The 18,778-nt window shown below is 74.2% G+C and carries 16 protein-coding genes; 5 read left to right on the forward strand and 11 right to left on the reverse strand.

Going from position 1 to position 18,778, the window contains the following annotated elements; translation table 11 throughout:
• Positions 1 to 25 precede the first annotated feature (25 nt).
• The 5 genes from ACIBG7_RS36675 to ACIBG7_RS36695 are packed head-to-tail and all read right to left on the reverse strand — an operon-like array spanning position 26 to position 6,001.
• Positions 26 to 1,255: a Gfo/Idh/MocA family protein gene (locus ACIBG7_RS36675; protein WP_397339229.1), complete on the reverse strand. Its 1,230-nt coding sequence runs from the start codon at positions 1,253 to 1,255 to the stop codon at positions 26 to 28.
• Positions 1,245 to 2,018 (reverse strand): glucosamine-6-phosphate deaminase, encoded by a 774-nt coding sequence (locus ACIBG7_RS36680; protein WP_357930296.1) that lies wholly within the window; start codon positions 2,016 to 2,018, stop codon positions 1,245 to 1,247. The genes ACIBG7_RS36675 and ACIBG7_RS36680 overlap by 11 nt, the downstream gene beginning before the upstream one ends.
• On the reverse strand, positions 2,015 to 3,319 hold the full coding sequence (locus ACIBG7_RS36685) for a mannitol dehydrogenase family protein (protein ID WP_397339230.1): 1,305 nt from the start codon (positions 3,317 to 3,319) through the stop codon (positions 2,015 to 2,017). The genes ACIBG7_RS36680 and ACIBG7_RS36685 overlap by 4 nt, the downstream gene beginning before the upstream one ends.
• Positions 3,319 to 4,827, reverse strand: a complete 1,509-nt coding sequence (locus ACIBG7_RS36690) for a UxaA family hydrolase (RefSeq protein ID WP_397339231.1) — start codon at positions 4,825 to 4,827, stop codon at positions 3,319 to 3,321. Before ACIBG7_RS36690 ends, ACIBG7_RS36685 begins: the two co-directional genes overlap by 1 nt.
• The gene (locus ACIBG7_RS36695; protein WP_397339232.1) at positions 4,820 to 6,001 is read right to left on the reverse strand and encodes an N-acetylglucosamine-6-phosphate deacetylase; all 1,182 of its coding nucleotides are present in this window, start codon (positions 5,999 to 6,001) and stop codon (positions 4,820 to 4,822) included. Before ACIBG7_RS36695 ends, ACIBG7_RS36690 begins: the two co-directional genes overlap by 8 nt.
• A 150-nt stretch (positions 6,002 to 6,151) precedes the next feature.
• On the opposite strand from ACIBG7_RS36695, the gene ACIBG7_RS36700 reads away from it, so the two are divergent.
• Entirely contained in the window at positions 6,152 to 6,898 is a 747-nt protein-coding gene (locus ACIBG7_RS36700; protein ID WP_397339234.1) for an SDR family NAD(P)-dependent oxidoreductase, read from the forward strand.
• A gap of 75 nt (positions 6,899 to 6,973) precedes the next feature.
• Here the strand turns inward: ACIBG7_RS36700 and ACIBG7_RS36705 are convergent, their stop codons facing one another.
• A complete protein-coding gene (locus ACIBG7_RS36705; protein WP_357930308.1) occupies positions 6,974 to 8,083 on the reverse strand; it encodes a Xaa-Pro peptidase family protein in 1,110 nt (369 codons plus the stop codon).
• 144 nt (positions 8,084 to 8,227) lie between these two features.
• Here ACIBG7_RS36705 and ACIBG7_RS36710 point away from each other — a divergent pair, with 144 nt between their 5' ends.
• Both ACIBG7_RS36710 and ACIBG7_RS36715 read left to right on the forward strand, forming a co-directional pair.
• On the forward strand, positions 8,228 to 9,505 hold the full coding sequence (locus ACIBG7_RS36710; protein ID WP_357930311.1) for a SpoIIE family protein phosphatase: 1,278 nt from the start codon (positions 8,228 to 8,230) through the stop codon (positions 9,503 to 9,505).
• A 15-nt stretch (positions 9,506 to 9,520) separates the two neighbouring features.
• On the forward strand, positions 9,521 to 10,414 hold the full coding sequence (locus ACIBG7_RS36715; RefSeq protein ID WP_357930408.1) for a 5'-3' exonuclease: 894 nt from the start codon (positions 9,521 to 9,523) through the stop codon (positions 10,412 to 10,414).
• Positions 10,415 to 10,431: 17 nt separating this feature from the next.
• Here ACIBG7_RS36715 and ACIBG7_RS36720 read toward each other — a convergent pair whose 3' ends face one another.
• Entirely contained in the window at positions 10,432 to 11,175 is a 744-nt protein-coding gene (locus tag ACIBG7_RS36720; protein ID WP_397339235.1) for a TetR/AcrR family transcriptional regulator, read from the reverse strand.
• A 63-nt stretch (positions 11,176 to 11,238) separates the two neighbouring features.
• Here ACIBG7_RS36720 and ACIBG7_RS36725 point away from each other — a divergent pair, with 63 nt between their 5' ends.
• Positions 11,239 to 12,438, forward strand: coding sequence for an FAD-dependent oxidoreductase (locus ACIBG7_RS36725; RefSeq protein WP_397339236.1), 1,200 nt, complete (start codon positions 11,239 to 11,241; stop codon positions 12,436 to 12,438).
• An 87-nt stretch (positions 12,439 to 12,525) separates the two neighbouring features.
• Here ACIBG7_RS36725 and ACIBG7_RS36730 read toward each other — a convergent pair whose 3' ends face one another.
• Together ACIBG7_RS36730 and ACIBG7_RS36735 are read right to left on the reverse strand one after the other, a co-directional pair.
• Positions 12,526 to 13,656, reverse strand: coding sequence for a hypothetical protein (locus tag ACIBG7_RS36730; protein WP_397339237.1), 1,131 nt, complete (start codon positions 13,654 to 13,656; stop codon positions 12,526 to 12,528).
• The gene (locus ACIBG7_RS36735) at positions 13,649 to 14,041 is read right to left on the reverse strand and encodes a hypothetical protein (RefSeq protein WP_397339238.1); all 393 of its coding nucleotides are present in this window, start codon (positions 14,039 to 14,041) and stop codon (positions 13,649 to 13,651) included. Before ACIBG7_RS36735 ends, ACIBG7_RS36730 begins: the two co-directional genes overlap by 8 nt.
• Before the next feature lie 146 nt (positions 14,042 to 14,187).
• On the opposite strand from ACIBG7_RS36735, the gene ACIBG7_RS36740 reads away from it, so the two are divergent.
• Positions 14,188 to 15,609, forward strand: a complete 1,422-nt coding sequence (locus tag ACIBG7_RS36740; protein ID WP_397339239.1) for an RNB domain-containing ribonuclease — start codon at positions 14,188 to 14,190, stop codon at positions 15,607 to 15,609.
• 72 nt (positions 15,610 to 15,681) lie between these two features.
• Here the strand turns inward: ACIBG7_RS36740 and ACIBG7_RS36745 are convergent, their stop codons facing one another.
• Both ACIBG7_RS36745 and ACIBG7_RS36750 read right to left on the reverse strand, forming a co-directional pair.
• Complete coding sequence (locus tag ACIBG7_RS36745) at positions 15,682 to 15,852, reverse strand: hypothetical protein (RefSeq protein WP_357930328.1); 171 nt, start codon at positions 15,850 to 15,852, stop codon at positions 15,682 to 15,684.
• A gap of 167 nt (positions 15,853 to 16,019) precedes the next feature.
• Positions 16,020 to 18,746: a DEAD/DEAH box helicase gene (locus ACIBG7_RS36750; RefSeq protein WP_357930331.1), complete on the reverse strand. Its 2,727-nt coding sequence runs from the start codon at positions 18,744 to 18,746 to the stop codon at positions 16,020 to 16,022.
• Positions 18,747 to 18,778: the final 32 nt, after the last annotated feature.

An 18,778-nucleotide genomic window follows, 5' to 3' on the forward strand; every position in this document is an offset into this window, starting at 1 on the left:
ACCGCTTGCCGGAAGCTTCCCACACTCACCCGAGCGGTCCCGCCGGATCGGCGCCGCCCGCGACGGCGAGCAGCGCGTCCACGTCGACCGCCTGGCCGGTGCGGATGGAGCGCCGCACCGCCTCGCCCAGCACCACCGCGCGAGCGGCGTCGGCGGCGGGAGCCAGGTCGCCCGGACCGTCGCCGAACAGGTCGGCCACCATCGGCCCGTCGGCGCCCAGATGGCCGCCGTGCTCGCCCGGCACCTCGTACGCGCGGCGCTCGCCGAACATCGGGTGGACCACCACGGGCGGCTGCGGGCCGGCGGCCTGCCTGCCGTACTCCAGGCTGGTCTCGAGGCGGCCGTGCGTGCCGTTGACGCCCAGGCGGTAGCCCTCCCAGGGGGCGGCGAACTGGATGGAGTACGACAGGTGCGCGCCGCCACGGTAACGGACCAGGGCGGCGTAGTTGTCCTCGATGTCGATCTCGGCGTCGTAGAGGTAGCGCTCCTGCCCGCCGTACTGCCGGCCGCGCAGGGCGGGCAGTTCCACGCCCTCCTCGCGCCAGCGCGCGTTGAACGGGCAGCGGCGGCGCTGCTCGGCCACCGGCAGCGCCGCGCCCGGGTTGTGCGGGCTGGCGGCGCCGAAGTAGGCCAGCGAGCCGGCCGCGTAGACCTGCTGCGGCGTGTCGCGCAGCCACCAGCCGACCAGGTCGAAGTGGTGGCAGCTCTTGTGCACCGCCAGCCCGCCCGACAGCGCCGCCCGCCGGTTCCAGCGCTGGAAGTAGCTCGCGCCGTGCAGCGACTCCACGTTCCAGACCAGCTCGACGCCGAGCACCCGGCCGATCGCGCCCTCGTCGAGCAGCCGCCGGATCAGCCGGTGGCGGGGCGCGTAACGCAGGTTGTGCGTCACCCTGACCTGCCCGGGCGCCGAGGCGGCCAGGACGCGGCCGGCGTCGGCGGCGGTGGTGACCATGGGCTTCTCGGAGACGACCCGGAGCCCGTTCCGCAGCCCGGTCAGGATCGCGCCGGCGTGGGTGTGGTCGGGCCCGGCCACCAGCAGCACGTCGGGGGCGGTCTCCAGGACCATGCGCTCGAAGTCGTCCGGCGCGTACCACGCCAGGCGCTCGTCGAAGGCCCGCACCCGCTCGCGGTCGGGGTCGAGCACGGCGACCAGCTCGCCGCGCCCGGCGTACTCGCCCAGCAGCGGCCGGGCGAAGACCGACATCCCGCGCGCGCTCAGCCCCGACAGCGCGTAGCGGGTGCGTTCAGGACGCATCGGCCGGCACCAGCGCCGCGGAGTCACGGTCGAGGAAGAGCCGCGCCCCGGCCTGCTCGCGCAGCCACGTGGCCGGGCAGTGCGCGCCGACCGGGCCGCACAGGCTCTCCTGTACGGCTGCCGCCTTGCGCCCCTCGGGCACGACGGCCTGCACGACGGCGGCGCTGAGCAGCGCGGGCACGGTCAGCGTGAGCGCGGTCGCCGGGACCGAGGCCAGGTCGGGGAAGTGCCCCTCGCCCACCTGCTGGCGGCGCGACTCCGGGGTGAGCGTGATCGTCTTCACCCAGCGCGGGTCGTGCCGGTCGGCCTGGTGGGGCTCGTTGAAGGCCAGGTGACCGTTCTCCCCGATGCCCAGGCAGACCAGGTCGAGCGGCGCGGCGCGCAGCAGGTCCTCGTAGCGGCGGCACTCGGCCTCGGGGTCGGCCGCGTCGCCCGCCAGGTAGCGCACCGCCGCCGGGCGCAGCGGCTCCTCGACGTTCTCCCTGATCCAGCGCCGGAACCCGGCCGGGTGCCCGGCGGGCAGGCCCGCGTACTCGTCCATGTGGAAGACGGTCACCGCCTCCCACGGCACCCGCTCCTCGCGCAGGGCGCGGACGAAGCCGAGCTGGGAGTTGCCGGTGGCGATCACCACGCGGGCCGAGCCGCTCGCGGCGACGCGCTCGCGCAGCACCTCGGCGGTGTGCCGGGCGGCGGCCTCGGCGAGCTCGGCCTGGTCCCGGTGGACGTGGACGGCCAGCAGCCCCGCCTCGAAGCGGTGGTTCACGGTGTGGTTTCCCTTCTGATGACGGTTCCGGCGCCGTGCCGGGCCAGGTCGCGCAGGTCGGCGTGGAGCAGGTCGGTGAAGCCGCGGTGGCCGGGCAGGTCGTCGCCGAAGACGGCGCGCTCGCCGAGCAGCCGGCCCAGGTTGGCGGCCGGGTTGCCCGCGGCGCGCCGGGCCAGCCGGGCGGCTCCGGGGTCGGCGGCCTCGACCGGCCGGCCGGCGTCGTCGAGCCCGACGGTGACGTGCCGCAGCCAGGCGGCGACGGCCAGGACCGCCCAGCGCGGCACCGCCCCGGCGGCCAGCCGGTCGCGGACGGTGCCGAGCAGCCGGATCGGCACCTTGAGCGAGCCGTCGGCGGCCACCTGGGCGCAGCGGTGCCGCAGCGCGGGGTTGCGCATGCGGCCCAGCACGGTCGCGGTGTACTCCCGCAGGTCCACGCCGTCCGGCGGGGTGAGCGTGGGCAGCACGTCCTCAAGTGCCAGCCGCTCGGCCAGCCGGCCCAGCGCCGGGTCGGCCAGGGCCTGGTCGATGCGTTCGTGGCCGGTCAGGGCGCCGGTGTAGGCCAGGGCGCTGTGCACGCCGTTCAGCACGCGGATCTTGGCGCGCTCGTACGGGGTGACGTCGGCGGTGAACACCGCGCCGGGCCAGGCCGGCCGGCCGCCGGGGAAGCGGTCCTGCAGCACCCACTGCCGGTACGGCTCCGCCACCACCGCCGCCCGGTCGCGCTCGCCGGTCAGCGCCTCGACCAGCGTGTGGTCGGCCTCGGTGGCCGCGGGCACGATCCGGTCCACGACGGTGGCGGGGAAGGCGACCCCGGACTCCACCCACCCGGCCAGGCCCCCGTCCCGAGCGGCGCAGGCGGCGAGCACGAGCCGGGCGAGCGTGGGGCCGTTGCCCGGCAGGTTGTCGCAGCACACCACGGCCAGCGGCCCGGCCTCGGCGGCCCGCCGGGCGGCGAGCCCGTCCACCAGCAGCCCGAGCACGTCACCCGCCGGGGTGTAGGCCTTCTCGGTGACGGTCAGGGTCACCACCCGGGTGTCGGGATCGGCGAGGGCCGCGACCGCCTCGGCCCGCTGCGTGGGCGCGTGCAGCGTCTCGGTGATCGCGCTCACCGGCACCGCCTCGGCCCGGCCGTGCTCACGCACCAGCACGTGGTAGCGGTGCCCCTGGGCTCGTAACGCCCCGGCCACCGTGCCCGACCTCGGGGCGATCGCCCGGATCCGCCAGCCGGGCGAGTCCTGGGTGTAGACGGCCTGGTGCGCGCGGTGGAAGGCGCCGAGGCCGACATGGACCACGGAGGGCATCACATCACCGCCCCGAGCTGCCACGGCACGAACTCCTCGGCGCCGAAGCCGAGCTCCTCACTGCGGGTGCGGCGGCCGGAGGCGGTCTCGACCAGCAGGCCGAACAGCCGCCGCCCGGCCCGCTCGACGTCCTCCAGGCCGTCGGCGACGGTGCCGCAGTCGAGGTCCATGTCGTCGCCGAGCCGGCGGAACAGCTCGGTGTTGGTGGCGACCTTCACGCTGGGGACGGGGCGGCAGCCGTACACCGAGCCTCGGCCGGTGGTGAAGCAGATGAGCTGCGCGCCGCCGGCGACCATGCCGGTGGCGGAGACCGGGTCGTAGCCGGGGGTGTCCATGAAGACCAGGCCGCGCTCGGTGACGGCCTCGCCGTACTCGTAGACGGCGGTCAGCGGGCTGGAGCCGCCCTTGGTGACCGCGCCGAGGGATTTCTCCAGGATCGTGGTGATGCCGCCCGCGCGGTTGCCCGGGGAGGGGTTGTGGTCGAGGCTGCCGCCGTGCCGGGCGACGTAGCCGCGCCACCAGTCGATCCGGGCCAGCAGCCGGGCGGCCACCTCGGGTGACGCGGCCCGCGCGGCCAGCAGGTGCTCGGCGCCGTAGATCTCCGGCGTCTCGCCCAGCACCGCGGTGCCGCCGTGCGCGACGAGCAGGTCGGCGGCCACGCCGAGCGCCGGGTTGGCGCTGAGCCCCGAGTAGCCGTCCGAGCCGCCGCACTGCAGGCCCAGGACGAGCTCGGCCAGCGGCACCGGCGTGCGCCGGGAGCGCGCGGCCTCGGGCAGCAGTTCGCGCAGGGCGGCGGTGGCGGCCGCGACGGTGGCGGCGGTGCCGCCGGACTCCTGGATGGTGAGCGTGGGGATGGGCAAATCGAGGGCGGAGATCTGGTTGACCTCGCAGCCGAGCCCGATCATGACCAGGCCGGCGAAGTTGGGGTGGCGCGCGTAGCCCTCCAGGGTGCGGCGCAGGATGGCCAGGCCCTCGCCGTCGTCGGCCAGGCCGCAGCCGGTGCCGTGGGTGAGCGCGAGCACGCCGTCGGTGCCGGCCTCGCGGGCCTCCTGGTCGAAGCGCTGGGCGACCAGCTTGGCGACGGTGGCCGAGCAGTTGACCGAGGTCAGGATGCCCAGGTAGTTCCGGGTTCCGGCCCGGCCGCCCGGGCGGCGGTAGCCGTCGAAGGTGCCCGAGAGCGTGGGCTCGGCGGGTGTCGCGGGGGCCGGGGCGGCGGCCGTGCCGCCGTGCTCGGCGAACTCCAGGTTGTGGGTGTGCACGTGCTCGCCGGGGACGATCGGGCGGCTCGCGGTGCCGATGGGCTGGCCGTACTTGCGCAGCCAGGTCCCGGCGGGCACCGGGCGCAGGGCGAGCTTGTGCCCGCGCGGCACCGGCCCGGCGACGGTGAGGGAACCGATCCGCTCCCCCGCCACCAGATCGCGCAGCGCCACGGCCACGTCGTCCTCCGGCCTCAACACCAGCACGTGCTTGGTCATCGCCCCGCCCCGATCCCGCTCGTGCTCAGCCATGGACCGGCTCCCCGATCCCGGTCAGGTCGACCGCCCAGCGGCCGGCCACGATGGTGGCGACCGCGGTGAACTCCTCGTCGAACAACGCCAGGTCGGCCGCCAGGCCGGGCCGCAGCGCGCCCCGGTCGCGCAGCCCGAGCACCCGCGCGGGCACCTCGGTCGCCGCGGCCACCGCCTCGCCGAGCGGCAGCCCGAGGTCGCGGTGCAGGTGCCGCAGCATGCCGTCCAGCCCGGTGACCCCACCGGCGAAGCTCCCCGTCCCGGGCAGCACGCCGACCCCGCCGGCCACCACGCAGTCCAGGGCCCCCAGCCGGTACGGCGAGCCGTCCGGCAGCCCCGCACCGGGGGTGGCGTCGGAGACCACGGCCAGGTCCCCGCCCAGGCACCGGAAGGCGATGCGCAGCAACGCCGGAGGCAGGTGGCGGCCGTCGGCGATCACCTCGGCGGTCAGCCCGGTCGAGGCCAGCGACTCCTCCAGCAGCCCCGGCACCCGCCAGGGCCCTTCGCGGCGCAGGCCCGACTGGCCGCTCCACAGATGGGTCAGATGCCGCACCCCGGCCTCGACCGCGGCGGCGAAGAGGGGGCCGTGCGCCTGGCTGTGGCCGATGGCGACCACCGTGCCCGCCGCCGCGAACCGCCGCACCGCCTCCAGGCCGCCGGGCAGTTCGGGGGCGAGGGTGACCATCGTGGGCGGGCCCGCCGCCAGCAACCGCTCGACGAGCGCGGCCGACGGGTGCCGCAGCAGCCCCGGATCGTGCGCCCCGGCCTGCTCGGGAGCCAGGAAGGGCCCTTCCAGATGCACCCCGGCCAGCCGCGCCCCTCGCTCGGGTGCCGTGCCCGGCCGGCGGGTGGCGAAGGCCAGGGTCTCGGCCATCCGGTCGAGCTCGGCGGTGGCCAGCGAAGCCTGGAGCGTCGTCACCCCGAACCGGGCGTGCGCGGCCAGCACGGCCTCGTACCCGGCGGCGGACGGCTCGTCGAACCCGTGCCCGGCGGCCCCGTGCGCGTGCAGGTCGATCAGCCCGGGCGTCAGCAGCAGCCCGGAGACGTCCACCCGCGGCACCCCGCCCGGCACCTCGGCGGCGGGCGGCATCGCCTCGATCACGCCGTCCCGCACCAGGACGGCCCGCGTCCCCCCGGCGGGCAGCCGGGCGCCGACGAGTGCGTATCGCGTCATGCCGTCCCTCCGGTATGCAAGCGGTTGCGCACACTTTCTATCCCATCGATACAGCCCTCTACAAGACCGCGATGGAAATTGCGGCAATCGCTTGCGCAACCGATGCCACCGCCTCCTAGGATCAAGCCATCCCCGTCGAAAGGAGCGGTCATGTCCCGATTCCAGGGCCGCACGGCCCTCGTCACCGGCGGCGGCTCGGGCATCGGCCTCGAGATCGCCCGCCGCCTGAGCGCCGAGGGCGCCGCGGTCACCGTGGCCGACCTCGACCCCTCGGCCGCCGCGCGGGAGCTGGGCGCGACCCCGCTGGAGCTGGACGTCACCGACGAGCGCGCCGTCTCCGCCCTCGACCTGGCGCCGGACGTCCTGGTCAACAACGCCGCCACCTGCACCGACACGCCGTTCCCCGAGCTCAGCGGCGAGGAGTGGGACGCCGACCTCGCCTCGGTGCTCAAGGGCCCGTTCCTGATGTGCCGGACCCTGCTGCCGCGCATGCCGGCCGGCGGCAGCGTGGTCAACATCGGCTCCGTCAACGCCGCCGCCTTCTTCGGCAACGACGCCTACAGCGCCGCCAAGGCCGGTCTCGAGAGCCTCACCCGGGGCCTGGCCGTGCGGTACGGCCCGCGCGGCATCCGGGTGAACCTGGTGGCCCCGGCCACCATCCGCACCCCCATCTGGGACGCCCGGCTGAGCCGCGACCCGGAGCTCATGGCGCGCCTGGCCGGCTGGTACCCGCTCGGCCGCATCGGCTCACCCGCGGACGTCGCCGCCGCCGTGCTCTTCCTCGCCTCGCCGGAGGCCGCCTGGATCACCGGGACCACGTTGCGGGTCGACGGCGGCCTCACCGCGGGCAACGCGCGGCTCGTGGCCGACATCCTCACGCCCGGCCACCTCCGCTGAGCAGGGGCGCCGGACGCGCGACGGCCCCCGCGCGGTCGAGCCGTCGCGGGGGCCGTCGTCAGCGCGATGAGCCGATCAGACGATCACCAGGTCGCGGGTGGTGCGGTTGAGCCGCTCGCCGCCGTCGGCGGTGCAGACCACGATGTCCTCGATCCGGGCGCCGTGCCGGCCGGGCAGGTAGATGCCCGGCTCGACGGAGAAGGCGAAGCCCGGCTCCAGCAGCTCGCCGTTGCCCGCCACGATGTAGGGCTCCTCGTGCGTCTCGATGCCGATGCCGTGCCCGGTGCGGTGGATGAAGTACTCCCCGTACCCGGCCTCGGCGATCACCTCGCGGGCCGCGGCGTCGATCGACTCGCACGACACGCCCGGCCGTACCGCCTGGCAGGCGGCTTCCTGGGCGCGCTGCAGCACCGCGTAGTACTCGGCGAACTCGGCGGGCGGCTCGCCCACGCAGTACATCCGGGTGGAGTCGGAGCAGTAGCCGCTGTGGAACTGGCCGCCGATGTCGACGACGACCGGCTCGCCGGGCTGGATCACCCGGTCGGACAGCTCGTGGTGCGGGCTGGCGCCGTTCGGCCCTGAGGCGACGATGACGAAGTCCACGACGGCGTGCCCGGCGGCCAGGATGGCGTCGTGGATGTCGCGGCCGACCTCGCGCTCGGTCCGCCCGGCCTTGAGGAACTGCGGCACCTGCCGGTGCACGGCGTCGATGGCCGCCCCCGCCTCGCGCAGCGCCGCCACCTCGACGGCCGACTTGCGCATCCGCAGCTCGCGCAGCACGCTCCCGGCCAGCACCTGCTCGGCCTGCGGCATCGCCGCCCTGAAGCGCAACGAGGCCATCGCCCACATCCGGTCGGCCAGGCCGACCTTGCGCACCTGACCCAGGCGGGCGGCGACCACCGCGTAGGGGTCGTCGGTCTCGTCCCACGCCACGAAGTCCAGGCCGAGGCGCGCGGCGGGCGAGGCCTGCGCCGCGGGCAGCTCCAGGCGTGGCACCATCATGAAAGACTCTCCGGAAGCCGGCACGACCAGGCAGGTCAGCCGCTCCAGCGGCAGGGCCTCATAGCCGCTGACGTAGCGCAGGTCCGGGCCGGGGGTGAGCAGGAGGGCGTCCAGGCCCGCCCGGGCGGTGGCCTGCTGAACTGCGGAAAGCCGGGACACCGGATAAAGGTCGGTTGAGGTCACGCTCGCTAATCTACTCCGGCGCAGCCCGGCAAAATCCACGAAAAGCTCTCACAACACGGCAAGCTATCGCTACACTCCGTTCAAGGACGATCACATACTGTGGGGGTAATTGTCCTGTTCCGTTGAGGTCTGAGAGTGAGACATATGGTCGGCGTCGTTCCCTCCTCGTCGCAAGACCGCCGCCCGCTGACCGCGGAGGAGCTCGTACGCCAGCTCACCGACCAGCAGGCCGCCGAGCGTGAGGCCGCCATGCTCTCCATCCAGCTCGCGCACGCCCAGCGACTGGGGAACATGGGCTGGGCGCGCTGGGACCTGCGCAGCGGCGAGATCACCTGGTCGGAGCACGTCTACGTGATCTTCGGGCGCGACCGCGAGCGCGGTCCCGCCGCGCTGGCGGACCTGGCGGCCTACATCGACCCGGCCGACGCCGCCGCGCTCGACCGGCTGCTCGACGCGGTGGAGGCGGGCGTGAGCCCGATCCAGGCCGAGTTCCGCATCCGCCGGGCCGGCGAGGTGCGCAACGTCCGCATGGTCCTCGAACCGCTGCCCGCCGCCGACGGCGTGTCCGGCGTGTCCGGCGGGCCGGGCGGCTCCGGGGTGCCCGGCGTGCACGGGGTCATCCAGGACATCACCGGCCGCCGCCGCGCCGAACGCCTCATGTCCGAGTCGCGCCGCCAGCTCCTGGAGGAGCGGGAGAAGGCCGCCGTCGACCGGACGATCATGCTGGCCATGCGCGAGGCCATCCTGCCCGCCGAGACGCCCTGCCTGGCCCTCCCCCGCACCAACGTGGCCGTGCGCTACGTCCCGGCGGAGAAGACCGCCTCGCTGGGCGGCGACTGGTTCGAGGCCGCCGGGCTGCCCGACGGGCGCGTCCTGCTGGCCATCGGCGACGTCTCCGGGCACGGCCTGCCCGCCATCGCGCACATGGCCCAGCTCCGGCACGCGCTGGTCGGCCTGACCATGACCGGCGAACCGGCCGACCGGCTGCTCGGCTGGCTCAACGAGCTGGTCATGCACCGGCTCGACGGCACCACCGCCACCACGGTGCTCGGCCACCTCGACCCGGTCAGCCGCGTCTTCACCTGGGGGCAGGCCGGGCACCTGGCGCCCATCCTGGTGCGCGGGGGGCGGGCCCAGCAGCTCATCGCGCCGAAGGGCGTGCTGCTCGGTGCGACCTGCGATCAGCCGTACCGGCTGGCCAGCACCCGGCTGGAGGCCGGTGACGTGCTGCTGCTGTTCACCGACGGCCTCGTCGAGCGGCGCACCCGCGACCTCGACGCGGGCCTGGCCCTGGCCCTGGCCGCGGCGAGCGAACTGCCGCCGCTCGACCTGGAGGCCGGGCTCGACCGGCTGCTGGAGCGCATCGGCGGCCCCAACCCCGAGGACGACGCCTGCCTGCTGGCTGTCGGTATCCTCGGCTAGGTTGAGTCCGTGCTGATGCTGCTGGACACCCCGTCGCTGTACTTCCGCGCCTTCTACGGGATCCCCGAGTCGATGACCGCGCCCGACGGCATGCCGGTCAACGCCGTGCGCGGGCTGATCGACATGATCGCCACCCTGGTGCGCACCCACCGCCCGAGCGAGCTGGCCGCGACCATGGACGCCGACTGGCGGCCCGCCTTCCGGGTGGAGGCCATCCCCACCTACAAGGCGCACCGCGTGGCCCACGGCGAGGTCGAGGAGGTGCCCGACACGCTGGTGCCGCAGATCCCGGTCATCGAGCAGGTGCTCGACGCGCTCGGCATCGCGCGCCTGGAGTGCGCCGGCTACGAGGCCGACGACGTCATCGGCACCCTCACCCACCGTGCCAAGGGCGCGGTCGACATCGTCACCGGTGACCGCGACCTGTTCCAGCTCGTCGACGACAGCCGGCCCGTGCGCGTCCTGTACACCGCGCGCGGCATCCGCAACCTCCAGCTCGTCGACGAGGCCTTCGTCACCGCCAAGTACGGCATTCCCGGCCGCTCCTACGCCGACTTCGCCACCCTGCGCGGCGACCCCAGCGACGGCCTGCCCGGCGTGCCCGGCGTCGGCGAGAAGACCGCCGCCGCGCTCATCACCCGCTTCGGCTCGCTGACCGCGCTGCTGGAGGCCCTCGACGCGGGTGAGAGCGCCGGCTTCCCGGCCGGGGCCCGCATCAAGCTCGCCGCCGCGCGCGACTATCTGCGCGTCGCGCCCGCCGTCGTCGAGGTCGCCGCCGACGCGCCGCTCCCGGCCGCCGACCTCACCCTCCCGGCCGCGCCGGCCCACCCCGACGAGCTGGTACGGCTCGCCGACCGCTACGACCTGACCAGCCCGCTCAACCGCCTCCTCAACGCCCTCCAGCTCTAGGCTTTTGGCGGACGGCTTCAGGTGGCGGCCCCGCGTTCCTGGATCAGGGCCTCGACGCCGTCCAGGATGCGGGCCAGCCCGAAGCCGTAGTCCAGCCGCCGCTCCTCCGGCGGCAGCTCGGCCGGATAGGCGTACGCCCCGGCGTCGATCGCGGCACGCAGGGCCGGGAAGCGCCGCGCGTCGACCAGGCGCGCGAGCAGCGTGCTGTAGGCGGCCACCGACTCGTCCCTGGCGGCCTGCCCCACCTCGGCCGCCAGCCGGGCGGTGGCGTGCAGGTAGTTGGCGACCAGCAGCACGACCTCGACCTTGTCGGCCTCGGCGAGTCCGGTGCCGCGCAGGGCGGCCAGGGCGTGCTCGGTCCAGGCGAGCTGGTTGGGCGTGACGGGCGGCCCGGTGATGGGCAGGTGCACGATCCAGGCGTGCGCGCGCAACATTCGCCACTGGGCCGCGCTCCAGCGCTCCAGCCCGGCCCGCCAGTCCCCGGCGGGTTCGCCGAGTTCGGCGGGCACCGCCGCGACCGCGTCGAGCATCATCAGCAGCAGCTCGTTCTTGCTCTTGACGTAGCGGTAGAGCGACATCGGCGTGTAGCCGAGCCGGTCGGCGAGCTTGGCCATGGACACGGCCTCGAGCCCTTCGGCGTCGGCCGCCTCGACCGCCGCCGCCACGATGCGGGCCTGGCTCAGGCCGGGCCTGGGTTCCGGCTCCGGCCGGTCGAGCCGCTCCCAGAGGCTGCGCAGCCCGGGCGGAAGGTCGCCGTTCATCTGATGTCCCCACGTAGCAACGAGGCTTGCCGTCCCGTCGAGTATATGGCATAGATTAGGTATATGGCATATACAGCACTGGTCATCGGTGGCGGCATCGCGGGCACGGCGAGCGCGATCGCGCTGCACAAGGCCGGGATCGAGGCGGTCGTCCACGAGGCGTACGACCGGCCGGCCGACGACGTCGGGGCTTTCCTCACCCTCGCGGTCAACGCCCTCGACGCCTTACGCGCCCTCGGCTTCGACGTCACCCGCCTCGGCTTCGAGACCCCGCGCATCACCCTCACCAGCGGCTCCGGCCGGCGGATCGGGGACCTGCCGCACGGCCCCCGGCTCCCGGACGGGACGGTCAGCCGTACCGTCAAGCGGGCCGAGCTCTACCGGGCCCTGCGGGAGCAGGCCCTCGCCAGAGGCATCCGCATCGAGTACGGCAAGCGGCTCACCGACGCGGTGAGCACCGGCGGCGGCGTCCGTGCCCGGTTCGCCGACGGCAGCACCGCCGAGGCCGGCCTGCTGATCGGCGCCGACGGCGTGCGCTCCCGCACCCGCCGGATCATCGACCCCGACGCCCCCGGCGCCCGCTACGGCGGGATGGTGAACGTGGGCGGCTGCGCGCGGGGCGTCCGGGCCGGCGAGCCGGGCACGATGCACGCCGTCTTCGGCCGCCGCGCCTTCTTCGCCTACGCCGCGCAGCCCGACGGCCAGGTCCTGTGGGCGGCGAACCTGATGCGGCCCGTCGAGCCCACCCCCGCGGCCCTGGCCGCGATCTCCGGGCCGCGGTGGCGGGCCGACCTCACCGACGCCTTCCGTCGCGACCACAGCCCGGCTCTGGCCCTCATCGAGGCGACCGAGACCCTGGTCACCGGCTGGACCACCTACGACGTCCCCTCCGTGCCGAGGTGGCACCGCGACCACCTGGTCATCGTCGGCGACGCCGCCCACGCGACCGTCCCCTCCGCCGGCCAGGGCGCCGCCCTCGCCCTGGAGGACGCCGTCGTGCTGGCCAAGTGCCTGCGCGACACGCCCGGCATCGGCCCTGCCTTCGCGGCCTACGAACGGCAGCGCCGCGACCGGGTGGAGCGCGTCGTCGCGCACGGCCGGCGCACCGACACCTGGAAGACCCTCGGCCCGGTCGCCCGGCTGACCCGCGACCTGGTCATGCGCCTGGCACTGAAGCACCTGGCCCGCACCGGCCACGACCCCAGCCGCTGGATCTACGACCACCACCTCGACTGGGACGAGCCGGCGCCCGCGGCCCGGTGAGAACCGTGGCGGGTCAGGCGATGGGGGGTCAGACGATGACGGCTCAGGGGATGGCGGCTCAGGGTTGGCGGCTCAGGGGATGGCGGCTCAGGGGATGGCGGCCAGGTCCACGACGAGCCACTCCTGGCCGAGCCACTGCACCAGGGTGCGGCCGTCGGACAGCGCGCGCGGCAGGCGCAGTCCCTGGCCCGGCGGGGCCGCCGGACCGAGCGCCGCGATCAGGCCGCGTTCGGCGTCCTGCAGCACGGGCCGGTGCCGGCCGGTGGCCTCGGACACGACACCGGCCCGGAAGCGGTCACGCACCAGCGGCTCCGGCGGCCCGGCGACCGCGTACGGCACCGGGCGGCTGGTGCCGTCGGCGGCGACCAGGGCGGCGGACTGACCGCCCGCGTCCGCGTGCAGGCAGCGTGTGGCGCCGCAGCCGAGCAACCGGCCCGATCCGCTCGCGGCCTGCCGGGCCTGGCCGGTCTTGAGGTTGCGGACCGAGGCGAAGGTCCCGTCGCCGAAGGGACGGCGACCGGGGCTGCCGATCCACGGCCAGGCCAGCAGGTGCTGCCCCTCGGTGCCCGCGACGAGCTGGGGGCCTGCGCCCGGCTCGGCCCGGTACAGGCCGCCCGCTCCGGCGGAGTAGACGAACCCGCCGTCGGCCAGGGCCAGTTCGGAGGGACGCTGCGTCCGGTCCCGCGCCGGGAAGGCGACCGCCACCGCCGGGGTGCCGCCGGTGACGGGAACCGTCCAGATCTCGACGAGCTCGCCGCCGGCCGCCTTGCGTGCGGTCCACCAGGCGACCTTGCCGTCGCCGACGGTGAAGTCCCCGGCGAACAGGACCGCCCGGCGGGGGGTGACGACGTCGGCCACCTTGGTGGGCGGGCCGCCGGCCAGGTCGTAGCGCCACAGGGAGTCGGACTTCTCGAAGCTCGACTCGGTGGTGACCAGCAGGGTCCCGTCGTCCAGCAGGGCTTGGGGGTGGAAGCGGCGGCCGTCGGGGAGGGTCGCGGGGATCCGCCTGACCGCCTGCGGCCAGACCGCGGCCGCCTCCTGGAGAGGGTCCTCTGCCTGCCGTACCGGCTGGGCCGGGACCGGGGCGGCGGGCGCGCCGGGGCGTGCCAGCCAGGTGGGTCCCGCCACCACGACGCAGACCGCCGCGGCTCCCGCCAGAGCCGTGCGCCACGGCCGGCCGCGTCGGGCCGGGGCGGAGAGCTGCTCGGGGTCAGGCATAGAAGACCCCCTTCGAGCCGCAGTTGAAGACCCGGACGCCGCCCGAGACCGAATCCCTGCTGCACGCCTGGAGCTCGACCTGCTCGCCCTCGTAGAAGGAGGCGTAGTAGTCGTCGCCGGTGCCGGCGCCGCCGGTGTAGTCGTAGGTGCCGTAGTAGCTGCCGTACTGCCACACCTTGACCCGGACGCCGTACCCGTCGGGCTCGTAGTCGTGGATGTAGATCGTCTCGGTGGCGAGACCGTCGTCGAACCAGGCGCCGCCGCCGCGGTTGCCGGTGAAGACGCTGCCGTCGCTGGCGTGCGCGGGCGTCGCCCCACCCGCCACCAGCGCCAGCGCGGCGGCCACCATCGCCACCCGCCTCGCTAAAGGCCCTATGTCAAGCACTGTCCCACCTTCCAGTCAGATAGCCAGTCATATCGTGGTCTATCAAGACGGCCCCGGAAGCGAAAGATCTTGACTTGTCCCGCCACCCCGGCGCTGACCGGGGTAGTCACGACATCACCCGACTTCTTTCCCGATAGGTTGATCACATGACGAGCATCCGCGTGCCCGGCGAGCCCCACCCCAAGCTGAGCGACGGCCTGGAGCGCATCAGACGTGAGCAGAAACTGCCCGACGCCTTCCCGCGCGCGGTGCTCGACGAGGCCGAGTGGATGGCCACCTCCCCCGAGCACACCCGCCGCGACCTGACCGAACTGCCCTTCATCACCATCGACCCGCCCGGCTCGATGGACCTGGACCAGGCGATGTACATCGAGCGCCTGGGCGAGGGCTACCGCGTCTGGTACGCCATCGCCGACGTCGGCGCGTTCGTCCGGCCGGGCGGCGCGATCGACGCCGAGGCGCGGCTGCGCGGCGAGACGATCTACATGCCGGACGGGCGCGTCCCGCTGCATCCGCCGGTGCTGTCGGAGGGCGCGGCCAGCCTGCTGCCCGGCGCCGACCGCCCGGCCGCCGTCTGGCAGATCGACCTGGACGCCGAGGGCAAAACGGTCGGCGCCGACGTGCAACGCGCGCTGGTGCGCAGCCGCGAGCGGCTCGACTACGACTACGTGCAGGCCGCCGTCGACACCGGCACCGCCGACGGCGTGCTGAGCCTGCTGGCCGAGGTGGGCGAGCTACGGCTGCGGCTGGAGCGCGAGCGCGGCGGCGTCACCCTGCCCACACCCGAGCAGGAGATCGTCGCCCTGGGCTCGGACGACTACCGGCTGGAGTACCGCATCCCGCTGCCGGCCGAGGCGTGGAACGCCCAGATCTCCCTGCTCACCGGCATGGCCGCCGCCGCGATGATGCTCGACGCCGAACTCGGCCTGCTGCGCGTGCTCCCGCCGCCGCACCCCGACGACCTGGCCAAGGTCCGCCGCGTCGCCGCCGCCCTCGACGTGCCCTGGCCCGAGGGCGCCGGCTACGGCGACGTCGTGCACGGCCTCGACCCCAGCAAGCCCCAGCAGGCCGCCTTCCTGCAGGAGTCGAAGGTGCTGCTGCGCGGCTCCGGCTACGTCGCCTTCAACGGCGCTCCCCCGTCGCTGGCCGAGCACTCCGCCGTGGCCGCGCCGTACGCGCACGTCACCGCGCCGCTGCGCCGGCTGGCCGACCGGTACGCCACCGAGATCTGCCTGGCCATCGCCGCCGGCGAGCCCGTCCCCGACGACATCCAGGAGGCGCTGCCGGACATCCCGGAGATCATGTCCACCACCGGCCGCCGCGCCGGCGCCGTCGAGCGCGCCTGCGTCGACCTGGTCGAGGCCTTCCTGCTGCGCGAGCGGGTCGGCCAGAGCTTCGACGCCTTCGTCATCGACGTGGACGAGCGCCGCTCCGGCGGCCTGGTGCAGCTCCTCGACCCCGCCGTCATCGCCCGCTGCACCGGCGCCCTCCCCCTGGGCGAACCGGTCACCGTACGGCTGGCCCAGGCCGACCCTGCCACCCGCGAGGTCCGCTTCACCCTGGCCTGAGGGCCCGCTTCGCCCCGGCCCGGACATGGGCCAAGGCCGCGTCCGGGCGGGACGCGGCCTTGGGGACGACGGCTACTTCTTCAGCAGGCTCCACCCCGCGCCCACCCCCATGAGGTGCAGGGCGACGCAGAGCAGGCCGGCCGTGCCGAGGGTGGCGACGGTGACCACGCTGCCGACGGCGACGCCGGCGATCTCGAAGACGAGGGCGAGAACGAAGAGCAGGGCGGCGAGGAGAGCGAACATCGGCAACCTCCGAGGGGTGGCGGACGCGGCGGCCTCAGGCGGAAACGTCCGGCGGCTGGTGCTTCGACAGGGGGATTTCCGCTGCGATCACCAGGGAAACTGACCGCCAGGTGACGTTGAGTGAACTCACGATCACACCACCTTGACCGGGCGGTCAGCCACCCGCGCTACACCATCGAGGAGTAGGCCACCACGCCGCGGCGCATCGCGTCGATCGCCTTCGAGGCGGTCTGCTTGACGCTGCTTCCGGGCGGGGCGGCGGAGCCGAGCTGCGACAGCAGGTCCATGAGCTGCTTGACCCAGCGCACGAAGTCGCCCGCGGCCAGCTCGTTGCCGTTGATGCCGTCCATGAGCACCGCGTCCAGCGAGTGGCCCTTCGTCCAGCGGAAGGCCGCCCAGGCGAAGCCCAGGTCGGGTTCGCGGATGATGGACACGCCGTTGTCGCGCTCGATGCCCTCCAGTTCGCCCCACAGCCGGACCATCGCGGTGAGCGCGTCCTGCGCCCGCCCGGCCGGGATCTTGGGCCGGCGGGCGTCGTCGGACTGGCGGGACTCGAAGACCAGCGCCGACACGCACGCGGCCAGCTCGGGGGCGTCGAGCTTCTCCCACAGGCCCGAGCGCAGGCACTCGGCGGTCAGCAGGTCGAGCTCGGTGTACAGCCGGCCCAGGCGGCGGCCCTCGTCGGTGACGGTCTCGTCGTCGAGGTAGCCGAGCTGGTCGAGCACCCCGCAGACCCGGTCGAAGGTGCGCGCGATGACGTGCGAGCGGCCCTCGACCCGGCGGCGCAGCCCCTCGGTCTCGCGCTGCAGCTTGTAGTAGCGCTCGGCCCAGCGGGCGTGGTCCTCGCGCTCGTCGCAGCCGTGGCAGGGGTGCTGGCGGATCTGCCGGCGCAACTCGAGGATCTCGTCGTCCTCCACCGCGTGGTCACGGGCCCGGTCGGGCTTGCCGAGGTCGCGGTCGCCGATCTTGGCCAGCAGGGTGGAGACCAGGTTGGCCCGTTCCTTGGGCGCGCGGGCGTTGAAGTTCTTCGGGATGCGCAACGTCTCGATCGGCTCGACCGGCACCGGGAAGTCGGCGGAGTCGAGCTTCTTGACCTGCTTGCCGATGGTCAGCACCAGCGGGCGCGGGCCGTCGCCACGCGGGGTGAGTCCGGGGTCGAGCACGATGGCCAGCCCGGCGCGACGGCCGCCCGGCACCCGGATGACGTCGCCGGGCTTGAGCGCCTCCAGCGAGCGCAACGCGGCGGCCCGGCGGGCGTGGCCGCGCTGCTTGGACAGCTCGGCCTCCCGGTCGGACAGCTTGCGGCGCAGCGCGGCGTACTCCGGGAAGTCGCCCAGGTGGCAGGTCATCGCGTCCTGGTAGCCGGCCAGCGCCTCCTCGTGCTTGCGGAGCTGCCGCGCCAGCCCCACCACGGCCCGGTCGGCCTGGAACTGGGCGAAGGACGCCTCCAGCAGCGTGCGGGCCCGCTCACGGCCGAACTGGCCGACGAGGTTGACCGCCATGTTGTAGGACGGCTGGAAGGACGAGCGCAGCGGGTAGGTGCGGGTGCCGGCCAGCCCGGCGACCGACAGCGGGTCCATGCCCGGCTGCCACAGCACCACCGCGTGGCCCTCGACGTCGATGCCGCGCCGCCCGGCCCGGCCGGTGAGCTGGGTGTACTCGCCCGGGGTGAGGTCGGCGTGCATCTCGCCGTTCCACTTGTCGAGCTTCTCGATCACCACCGTGCGGGCGGGCATGTTGATGCCCAGCGCCAGCGTCTCGGTGGCGAAGACCGCCTTGACCAGGCCGCGCACGAACAGCTCCTCGACGACCTCCTTGAAGGCCGGGAGCATGCCGGCGTGGTGGGCGGCCAGGCCGCGCTCCAGGCAGTCGCGCCACTCCAGGTAGCCCAGGATCGCCAGGTCCTCGTCCGGCAGGTGGGCGGTGCGCTCGTCGACGATCTGCCGGATCTCGTGCTTCTCGCGCTCGGTGGTCAGCCGGATGCCCGCGTACAGGCACTGCATGACGGCGGCGTCGCAGCCGGCGCGGGAGAAGATGAAGGTGATCGCGGGCAGGAGGCCCTCGGAGTCGAGCTTCTCGATGATCGCGGCCCGGTCGGGCGGGCGGTTGCGCTGCGGCCTGCCGTACCCGCGCCTGCCCTTGCCCGCCAGCCGCTCCTCGTCGCGGGCGATGCGCATCAGCGTGGGGTTGATGTGCTTGAGCCCGTCGGCGCTGTCGGCGGTGAACAGGTCGTAGATGCGGTTGCCGACCATCATGTGCTGCCACAGCGGCACCGGCCGGTGCTCGTCGACGATGACGGTGGTGTCGCCGCGCACGGTGCCGAGCCACTCGCCGAACTCCTCGGCGTTGCTGACCGTGGCCGACAGCGCCACGATGCGCACCGAGTCGGGCAGGTGGATGATGACCTCTTCCCACACCGCGCCGCGGAAGCGGTCGGCGAGGTAGTGGACCTCGTCCATGACCACGAAGGCCAGGTTGCTCAGCGTCGCCGAGCCGGCGTAGAGCATGTTGCGCAGCACCTCGGTGGTCATGACCACGATCGGCGCCTCGCCGTTGACGCTGTTGTCGCCGGTCAGCAGGCCCACCTTGGCCGTGCCGTACCGCTTCACCAGGTCGTTGTACTTCTGGTTGGACAGCGCCTTGATCGGCGTGGTGTAGAAGCACTTCTTGCCCTGCTCCAGGGCCAGGTGGACGGCGAACTCGCCGACGACCGTCTTGCCCGAGCCGGTGGGGGCGGCCACCAGGACGCCGTCGCCGGCCTCGACCGCGCGGCAGGCGTCGAGCTGGAACTCGTCCAGCTCGAAGTCGTAGAGCCTCCGGAACGAACTCAGTGCGGCTCCGTCGTCCCCGAACTTCTCACGGAAGGCCGCGTACCGTTCCGCTGGTGTGCTCATGCGTTCCAGCCTACCGATATCGGGATCACGGC

This window comes from Nonomuraea sp. NPDC050328, assembly GCF_044459405.1.
Taxonomy (GTDB): Bacteria; Actinomycetota; Actinomycetes; order Streptosporangiales; family Streptosporangiaceae; genus Nonomuraea.

What these genes read in the sequence shown, in the direction of transcription:
- ACIBG7_RS36675 (WP_397339229.1), bottom strand. Translation starts at nt 1,255, where the DNA reads ATGCGTCCTGAACGCACCCGCTACGCGCTGTCGGGGCTGAGCGCGCGC.
- ACIBG7_RS36685 (WP_397339230.1), bottom strand. Translation starts at nt 3,319, where the DNA reads ATGCCCTCCGTGGTCCATGTCGGCCTCGGCGCCTTCCACCGCGCGCAC.
- ACIBG7_RS36690 (WP_397339231.1), bottom strand. Translation starts at nt 4,827, where the DNA reads ATGGCTGAGCACGAGCGGGATCGGGGCGGGGCGATGACCAAGCACGTG.
- ACIBG7_RS36695 (WP_397339232.1), bottom strand. Translation starts at nt 6,001, where the DNA reads ATGACGCGATACGCACTCGTCGGCGCCCGGCTGCCCGCCGGGGGGACG.
- ACIBG7_RS36700 (WP_397339234.1), top strand. Translation starts at nt 6,152, where the DNA reads ATGTCCCGATTCCAGGGCCGCACGGCCCTCGTCACCGGCGGCGGCTCG.
- ACIBG7_RS36710 (WP_357930311.1), top strand. Translation starts at nt 8,228, where the DNA reads ATGGTCGGCGTCGTTCCCTCCTCGTCGCAAGACCGCCGCCCGCTGACC.
- ACIBG7_RS36715 (WP_357930408.1), top strand. Translation starts at nt 9,521, where the DNA reads ATGCTGCTGGACACCCCGTCGCTGTACTTCCGCGCCTTCTACGGGATC.
- ACIBG7_RS36720 (WP_397339235.1), bottom strand. Translation starts at nt 11,175, where the DNA reads ATGAACGGCGACCTTCCGCCCGGGCTGCGCAGCCTCTGGGAGCGGCTC.
- ACIBG7_RS36725 (WP_397339236.1), top strand. Translation starts at nt 11,239, where the DNA reads ATGGCATATACAGCACTGGTCATCGGTGGCGGCATCGCGGGCACGGCG.
- ACIBG7_RS36730 (WP_397339237.1), bottom strand. Translation starts at nt 13,656, where the DNA reads ATGCCTGACCCCGAGCAGCTCTCCGCCCCGGCCCGACGCGGCCGGCCG.
- ACIBG7_RS36740 (WP_397339239.1), top strand. Translation starts at nt 14,188, where the DNA reads ATGACGAGCATCCGCGTGCCCGGCGAGCCCCACCCCAAGCTGAGCGAC.
- ACIBG7_RS36745 (WP_357930328.1), bottom strand. Translation starts at nt 15,852, where the DNA reads ATGTTCGCTCTCCTCGCCGCCCTGCTCTTCGTTCTCGCCCTCGTCTTC.
- ACIBG7_RS36750 (WP_357930331.1), bottom strand. Translation starts at nt 18,746, where the DNA reads ATGAGCACACCAGCGGAACGGTACGCGGCCTTCCGTGAGAAGTTCGGG.